General features: G+C 36.3%; 9 protein-coding genes. 4 read left to right on the top strand and 5 right to left on the bottom strand.

Annotated features, from left to right (window positions below; translation table 11 throughout):
* Positions 1-542: DUF3520 domain-containing protein (locus tag HRT72_09055; protein ID NQY67854.1), on the top strand; the 542-nt coding region annotated here is incomplete at its 5' end.
* Positions 543-621: 79 nt separating this feature from the next.
* Here the strand turns inward: HRT72_09055 and HRT72_09050 are convergent.
* From HRT72_09050 to HRT72_09030, 5 genes are all read right to left on the bottom strand, one after another.
* The gene (locus HRT72_09050; protein ID NQY67853.1) at positions 622-1,086 is read right to left on the bottom strand and encodes a hypothetical protein; all 465 of its coding nucleotides are present in this window, start codon (positions 1,084-1,086) and stop codon (positions 622-624) included.
* Between the two features lie 27 nt (positions 1,087-1,113).
* Positions 1,114-2,175 carry an energy transducer TonB gene (locus tag HRT72_09045; protein ID NQY67852.1) on the bottom strand — a complete coding sequence of 354 codons (1,062 nt, stop codon included), beginning with the start codon at positions 2,173-2,175 and terminating at the stop codon, positions 1,114-1,116.
* Positions 2,172-2,729: a sigma-70 family RNA polymerase sigma factor gene (locus HRT72_09040; GenBank protein NQY67851.1), complete on the bottom strand. Its 558-nt coding sequence runs from the start codon at positions 2,727-2,729 to the stop codon at positions 2,172-2,174. The genes HRT72_09045 and HRT72_09040 overlap by 4 nt, the downstream gene beginning before the upstream one ends.
* 51 nt (positions 2,730-2,780) lie before the next feature.
* Positions 2,781-4,850, bottom strand: a complete 2,070-nt coding sequence (locus HRT72_09035; GenBank protein ID NQY67850.1) for a hypothetical protein — start codon at positions 4,848-4,850, stop codon at positions 2,781-2,783.
* A gap of 119 nt (positions 4,851-4,969) precedes the next feature.
* On the bottom strand, positions 4,970-6,391 hold the full coding sequence (locus tag HRT72_09030; GenBank protein NQY67849.1) for an OmpA family protein: 1,422 nt from the start codon (positions 6,389-6,391) through the stop codon (positions 4,970-4,972).
* 174 nt (positions 6,392-6,565) lie between these two features.
* Between HRT72_09030 and HRT72_09025 the strand changes: the two genes are divergently transcribed.
* The 3 genes from HRT72_09025 to HRT72_09015 form a co-directional block, all read left to right on the top strand.
* Positions 6,566-6,991 carry a carboxypeptidase regulatory-like domain-containing protein gene (locus HRT72_09025; GenBank protein NQY67848.1) on the top strand — a complete coding sequence of 142 codons (426 nt, stop codon included), beginning with the start codon at positions 6,566-6,568 and terminating at the stop codon, positions 6,989-6,991.
* A gap of 70 nt (positions 6,992-7,061) precedes the next feature.
* Positions 7,062-7,937: an AraC family transcriptional regulator gene (locus HRT72_09020; GenBank protein NQY67847.1), complete on the top strand. Its 876-nt coding sequence runs from the start codon at positions 7,062-7,064 to the stop codon at positions 7,935-7,937.
* 86 nt (positions 7,938-8,023) lie between these two features.
* The coding region (locus HRT72_09015) for a hypothetical protein (protein NQY67846.1) at positions 8,024-8,314 on the top strand (291 nt) is incomplete at its 3' end.

Raw genomic sequence — 8,314 nt, 5'->3', positions numbered from 1 at the left:
TTAAAATTCAAGTAGAATTTAATCCAGCTCATGTTCAGTCTTATCGATTAATAGGATATGTAAACAGAAAGTTAGCTACAGAAGATTTCAATAACGACCAGAAAGATGCTGGCGAATTAGGAGTTGGTCATACCGTTACTGCTCTGTACGAAATCATACCTGTTGGCGTACAATCGTCTTTTGGAAATACGGTGGATGACTTGAAGTACCAACACAAAAAAATGGAGGAAATAGTTGTATCTGATTCCGATGAATTACTCACGGTTAAGTTCAGGTATAAAGCTCCAGATGGCGATACCAGTAAACTTATTGTTAAAACATTAGGATCTGATATTGAGAACCTCCACCCTTCTGATAACTTTCTATTTTCTGCGGCTGTAGCTGAGTTCGGTATGCTGCTAAGAAACTCAGAGTTCAAAGCAAATTCCAGTTACGAAGATGTGATCGCTTTAGCAGAGACTGCAAAAGGAAACGATAAAAATGGCTATCGTAAGGAGTTCATCAAAATGGTTGAATTGAGCATGCTTATGGCAGAGAGATAGAGGGTTCTGTTCTCGCCATAAATCTAAAAGCCCCCATATCTTACGACATGGGGGCTTTAATTTTTTAACTTTTAAATTACTACAACGCCTTATCCAAAATCACTCCAATTTCCATTGCGAAGTTTAACGGGTCTTGTGGCATTACATGCTCCAACTTGTACTTATAAACACCAGTTTCTGAGAATTTTTTATTTGGCACAATTACGTGTTCACTGTCCCAGATATCATATCCTGCCTCTCCTATGTACTCACCTTTATCATCTCTTATCTTCAATTCATATTCGTTCACTTCTTCTTTACCACTAGGTGAAGTTTCGGTTACTTTAATCTTAGCTACCTTAAACTGGTAGCCATGTGCAAATCGAAATGACAAACCGAAATTATAAGCTTGGCTATTGTCTTCCACAGGCACTTCAAATTCTCTAGTATCCGCTTTTTTCCATTCTACTTGAGGAGATAATTCTTGATGATCGGAATAAATTCTGTTTTCATTACACGCAAACAAACCTGCTGAAAGCAAGGCTATAACTAATGTCTTTTTCATTTTATATAATTTGGTTTAACTGCAAATCTAACGTTTTGAATAACGTGTAAAAACTATTGGCATTTTATGTTCCATCTCAACGGGCACCCCATTTTGTTTTCCTGGATTCCAATTAGGCATTTCCATAACCAAACGCATTGCTTCTTTGTCAAACTTACCTCCCAACCCCTTGAGAACTTTTATAGCCTGAGGTTCTCCATTAATGTCTACCCGAAAACCCATATAAACAATTCCTCCTTTTGCATTTGTCCCTTTAGGGAATTGCATATTTCCCTCTAAATAACTATTTAATGCATCTTCACCTCCTTTATATTCGGGGGTTTCATTCTGCATTTCTACGTCTGCTTCAGAATATTTTCTTTTATTTTTCCTTCTTTTATCCGTTTTCAACTCCTCTGCATAAGGGAGAATAATTTCAGATAACTTCGCCATGTTTTCCGGAGCGGATTCATTGGGAGTTCTTTTTTCCTCTTTCCCGAATTCCCCGTCTCTATCATTCCTTTCAAATCTCTCAACCTTCTCTTTTCTTTCTAACTTTTGAATTTTGGGTTTTTTATCAATTTCCGGCTTTTCATACACTTTAGGTGCTATTTCTTTATTAGCCGGATTCATAGCTAATTTATCTTCTACAACTACCTCCTCTCCAGCTTCATTCGGTTTAACGGCATTACCTTTTATCACTGATCTTTCCGGCGTAACAATATTAACTTCAGACGACTCCGCATTTTTAAGTTTTACTGATTCTATTTTTTCTTCTATTTGTTCCGGTACAACTTTTTCCTCCTCAATCGACTCGGTTTCCTTCGCTTCTCCTAAAAATAAATAGGCCCCTAGTAAAATACCTGCAGTAAATAATCCTATTTTCCAATAATTTGATATTGAAGAATTACTCGCCGCACTAGCAGTTAAAACTTCCGCACGTAAAGCTGATCTCCGAGTAGACTGCAAAATCAATTCTTGAATATCTACTTGCTCTTTCAAGTCAGCATTCGACTCCATGTCTTTCTTAAACTGAGTTGCCTCAACTTCGGATAAGTCATCCAGTAAGTAGGCCTCAACTCTTTCTATCTCTTTTAGTGGATCTCTCATTGGTTAATGCTAATTGGTGAGGATGATTTAACCACTAATATGGCCTTCTCCAAACATTTGTATTTCTGTGTTTTAGCTGAATTAACGCTAGAGAAACCCAATGCCTCCGCAATCTCTTGCATTGAATTACTTTGGTAATAGAACCGTCTTAGTATCTCTTTACATTTATCCGATATAACCTCCATCATTTCCTCAATCCGTTTCAACCTTTCCTCTTTTTCAAAATCATATCCAATGTCTGAAGCAGAAACAATGAGCGTATCGCTCCATTCCAATTCTCTGCTTTTATTCTGCCTCCTTAGTTCATTCATCCAAAGCAATCGAGCGATACCAAACAAATAAGTTGAAAGCTTAGAGGTTAATTCGAATTTACGATCGGATACCTTTTCGATTAACAATACAAGGGCGTCGTTAAAGATTTCTTCTGAAATTATTTCATTGCCTCCGGTAGCAATAATTTTTCCTTTCACCTTCGGAAACTCCAAGTACAAAACCTTGATCGGTTTCTCTCGGTTTCCCTTTCGGATAGCTGCTATAATCTCGTCGTCTTTCATTCTCTTTTTCTAGTTAATGTTCAGTTCTAAAAAAGGTAACCCTCTTTTAACTTACCTGAACATCACAAATCGGCCTCCCGTAAGTACATACTCACCATTACCAATCTTTAATTTCTGTTGTTCCATTTTGACCGATAGATCTTCGATGTCGTTTTCGATGGTATGCACCGACCCTTTTGTTTTATATGCAATGGTTAAATATTCTTCATGAATATTGTTCACCCCTTCAACCCCACAAAGCACCACACGTACGGGTACATTTAACCGATCTAAAATTTTCATATCCCTAACATCGCTGTAATTATCTGCAATTAATATTAGTTCTTCCATTTCTTGTTTATAGCGCTGCCCAGCCAACAGAGACTCTATATCATTCTCTTGCTTATCGCCTCCTTTCGCCTCCTTCTGCCCCCCTAAAATGGTATTGATTATATCCCTTAAATCCTTCGATTTCGAATAATACAATCCACCGGTAGATCCTATTTTCTTTTTAAAATCTGACATATTATCTCCATCGTTAAAAAATACGAACTGACTATCCCCTTCATCGTTTGTTTTCAGAACTGTCCATAACAAAACCTGCTCCCAATATTTATCCATACTTCCAGTAATATCTATTACCATCGTTTTATTCTTCCACTTATCTTTCATTCTCTCTAACACAGCCAACACTTCAAGGTTTTTCTTTTTAAAATAGTCGGGATCCTTATCCAGTTCTATCTTCATCTCTTTAGCCGTTTTAATCACGCGGAACTTCACCTTAAGTGCCTTCTCTATATTGCGTTTATCCTCAACACTCATTGGCTTACTCCGTACAGTCTCCATCGATTCAAAAAATGCTAGCCGCTCTTCACTTAAACCAAACGACTCCTGGCTAGCGGTCAAAGCAGCGTCCCTTTCTTCTTTTTTTCGTGCCATGGCCAACTTGTGTTCTGTCATCTTCCGAGCATTCTCTTTATAGATTGCTTCATTTTTCATTTCTTGAGCATCCCAAATAGAATCATTTACATCCTGTGCTCTAGTCAACGAATCTTCGTAAGCCCTCTGGGCAGCTAACAATGCTTCGTTATGCCTTTTCCAATTCTCGTATTTTATTTTATAAATAGAATCATTAATCCTGTTTTGCTTTTCAGCAGCCAAACGTTGAGCTTCAAAAAGAGCATCTCTTTTTGCAATTTGCGCATCTCGTTCTTTCTTCCATTTTTCGTAAGCTTTAGATGAGATATATTTCAACTTTACATCGAGAGAATATTTTGTTGCTTCAACTGGAATCTTATGCTGAGCAAAGTCTTTCCAATATTTAGCGTTTGCAGTATAGGTATCGGCAATAGGAACAAGAACTTGCCCCAAGCCATTTACATCTGTTAAATTGGTTTTATATTCTTTGCCCGTTGTTTTACTCTTTACCACAAACTGCTCTCCTTGAACTGGCAGGTCGTTTAAGTCATAGTAAAACAGGTTTACCAATGCCATAGTTTGAGTAGGATGCAGTTTTTCAGATGCTTCGAATTCAATTAGCTTATCTACATCATAAAAATTCTCCTTGGGGATTATCAGATTTGTATACCCTATTGCATTATCCACATCTATATTATACTTGGTTGCGTTAGGAAGAAGTAATTGAGCAAACCCATTTTCATCCGTTTTTATCGTTTTCTTAAAATCTTTATCCACCCCGTTAACTGTAAGACTCACTTGTTGGGGCTTTTTACTATTATCAACCACAACAAAAGTTGCATGACCCCATGATGGTGTAGAAAACAACTTACCTGCGTTTGAATTATCAATTTGCAGTGGAAAAACTTGAACCTGACTAGGCGCATTGCTTAGACCGAACTCAAAGAAATCTTTTGAAACAGCAGTGTATATAATGTATTGCTCATTATTAGGAATCAATAACTCTCCCATTCCTGTTCCTCCATAATGCCCTTTATATATTTTATTGGTACCTACCGCATAAAAGAATACATCCACTTTCATGGGTAATTGTTTTAAATCGATAACTGAAAACTTTACTAGTGCTTTATCCGCTGATGGCACTAGCCCCTCAGAAACTGCGCTTAAAGCAGAAAACAGTAGAGATACTAAAAGAAGATATTTATAGAAAATATTATTTATCAAATGTGAAATTCGATTATGTTTTGAAGTGGTTGTCATATATAATTATTAAAGTTAAGGGATTTTAGAAATACAATTAGGAAGGGAGAAGCTCAAGCTCCCCCAACCCAATACTATGCTAACTATATATCTAACCCTAAATAGAGAGCAAGGTCCTTTGTACTTTTGATCTCATCTGTAACATCGCGCATTTGGAAGGTATACTCCCCACTCTCGTTTATACCATTCTTCTCAAATCCATATCGATCAAACAGATATAATTTATTTTTCTTGGTTGTTAAGAGTAATACATTGTCACCCTCTGCTGCGCAAACAAAATTATTCGGATCAAAACTGAACGCTCCATTATAATCCAAGTCGATCATGGATAATATCCCTAAAGACTGAATTGGGTTTCCATTACCATCCACGTATTTGGCCCGAATTTTAATTTTTTGCTTAATTCTATAAATCTGATCGCAGTTATACACGCCAAAAGAAGATACATTTAAACCACTTACAATATCTGGATATTGGTGGCCCTTATCCTGCCCTCCTAATAAAGTAGCTTCTACTCGATCTCCATTGTCCCTACCTTGTTTCTTCTTCCATTCTACTTTTCCTCTTACTTTTTTCTTCTCCCAAACTTCAAGTTCCAGGTCCATAATTTCATTGAATGAAATTTCTTCTTCCACCAAATTCATTTCTGGGATATCGGCAATTCTGACCCAGTTTTTATTCACATCGTCCATTTTGAAAAAATCGGTATTGGGATTTTTCTTTGCCAACTTATAATCTACAATTATAGATTTCCCTTCAGCTATATTGATTGGTTCTCCATTTACCTCTCCTCTAATCTCGAACATACCAGAGCTGTTAAAATTATGCTCCCTTTCATTTTCATGGAAAGTCATTGGTATTTGGGAGAATGCTACATCTGCTGAGTTTCTATACTCTCTGAATTTTAGATTAACCGGCTCCGTTACTTTCACTTTGTTATCATCTACAAAGCTATATGCTCTGATATGTAATTGAGTTCCTTCCGTTCCCATTTTCAGAATGGTATCTCGATTAGGGTCTATTAAATAATCCGAATATTCGACTTGGAATGCATCTATTATTCCTCCCTCTTTTAGCAGTTCGATCTCTACCCTTCTATTGATTCTTTTTCCATCATCATTTAAGTTCGATGCGATTGGCTTGTATTCGCCTAAATTCTCTATTACGATCCTATCTTTTGCAATCCCTTTCTTTAACAAATAGTTTCTAACCGCGTTTACACGCCTAGCAGAGAGGTGATTGTTGTAATCAAAACTCCCATCTCCATCAGTATGTCCCTTTAGATTGATTGACTTGTAGTTTTTAGAATTAAACAGACTAACTAGTTTATCCAACTCTTCTTTCTCGGTTAAAACAATCTCTGATTTATCATAATCGAATAAAACATCCTTTGTTTTAATTTTTTCAGATGCTGCCAAATTCAATGTTGTTAAACATATAACAGCTCCTATACTTAGTATTTGCAACACACAATGTATTGCGCTTTTTCCTTTTCTCTTTTTCATAGCTTTTATTATTAAATGTCGAGAAACAAAAAAGGTAATCCCATAATACGATTAAATACAAATTCAAGCATATAAGTATCTCTTTAATACTTAATGCTGTATTAAAAATACATTTCAAGGGTGCTTTGTGTCATTTAGGGTAATTATTAATACATAATCAAACAACCTATAAGTATGATCTGGAGAACATATGCACGAATTATTATAATCATCTATGCTGTTTTTCTTTGCAACATAACCATTAGTGCAAATACGGGATTGGGATCAATAAAAGGAGTTCTAACGGATTCTGTTAGCGGCGAACCAATTCCATTTGCAAATGTTGTAGTACAAAAAGGTGAAAACGTTGTTGCGGGATCACCTACAGATTTTGATGGATCATATATTATCGATTCTGTGCCTATTGGCATTTATAATATACAAGTAAAGTATATTGGATATCCAACATTCAAACGAACAGAGTTAAATGTCATGGAAGGTATTTACACTTACGACCTAAGACTTCCGCCTGGCCGATCCATTAAAGGTTGTAGAATTGTAAAATTTAAAATACCATTACTCGATAACTCCACCGATTCTTTATCAAACACCGCCGAATAAAACACTCCGAATAAACACTCCGAGCAGAAAAACAATAACTTTAGTCCTAGCAAAACGACGCTAAAGAAAAATGAGCAACAGTCCCTTCAAGGTTAAGTTTAAAAATAAATCGAACCCCAAATCGGTATTCGACATAGTACCTCTAGAAAAGATTTTAAAACGAAGTAATCTCGATCATAATCCTGAAGAATTACACAAAGTTGATTTCTACTTATTGCTCTTTATAACATCCGGAAGTGGCTCACATACTATAGATTTCACAGATTATCGATTCCAGAAAGGAACGATCTTAACTATAAGAAGAGATCAGATTCAAAAATTTATTCGAGGAAATGGCGCTACAGGATTTCTATTGCTTTTTACAGAGGATTTTCTCTTGAGTTATCTAGAAGCCGCTGAAGTTCAAAAATCATTACAGCTCTTCAATGAATATTTATTCAATCCTAAACTATTTATTCACGACGTTAATTTCGAGGATATTTCGAGTAACATCGAACGTTTAAAACAGGAATATGAGAGCGAATCAGACAACTACTCGTCTCAAATTATTCGTAGCGAACTGCACATTTTACTCATCAAACTTCTACGTTTAAAAACGAATAGTAATGAAGAAGTAAAGAACAAATTCCACCTCAAGCTCTTTCTCGACTTTCAAGATCTTATTCTAAACGACGCATCTAAAACTACGCGAGTAATTGAGTATGCGAAAATACTGAACACAAGTCCCAAAACACTTAATACGGCTACACAGAGCATACTAAATAAGACCGCAAAAAAGCTGGTGGATGATATTGGCATTCAACATATAAAAAGGCTACTCATCAATACCCCCCTTTCCGTTAAAGAAATAGCTTACCAGTCTGGCTTTGACGACACAAACTATCTATACAAATATTTCAGAAGGCAAGTCAAAATGACGCCTGAGGAATTTAGAGCTTCATTTTAATAACGTCAGAGAACTGTTTATTAAAAGTCTTCTCTTGTCGAAATAAATCATCTAACTTAGTTAACTGTTATTCAACCTAAGAAGTCATGAGAAGAAGTGAAGTCCAATCATATTTAAAAGCAAGCAAGACATTATTTCTATGTCTAGTTTTATCTCTTGGCTATTTCTCAATTGTGAATGCTCAACAATCTGTTGCTCGCGAGTGGAACGATGTAATGCTAGAAGCAATCCGAAAAGACTTTGCCCGCCCTACTGTTCACTCTCGTAATTTATTTCACATCTCCGCAGGAATGTACGATGCATGGGCCGCCTACGACAGTCAAGCGCAACCATATATACTTGGAGACTCTATTGGAGGTGTAGTATGTGAGTTTACA

It is taken from the genome of Flavobacteriales bacterium (assembly GCA_013214975.1).
Lineage (GTDB): Bacteria > Bacteroidota > Bacteroidia > DT-38 > DT-38 > DT-38.
The sequence above is the reverse complement of the archived record's forward strand: the minus strand, read 5'-3'. Positions and strand labels throughout refer to the sequence as shown.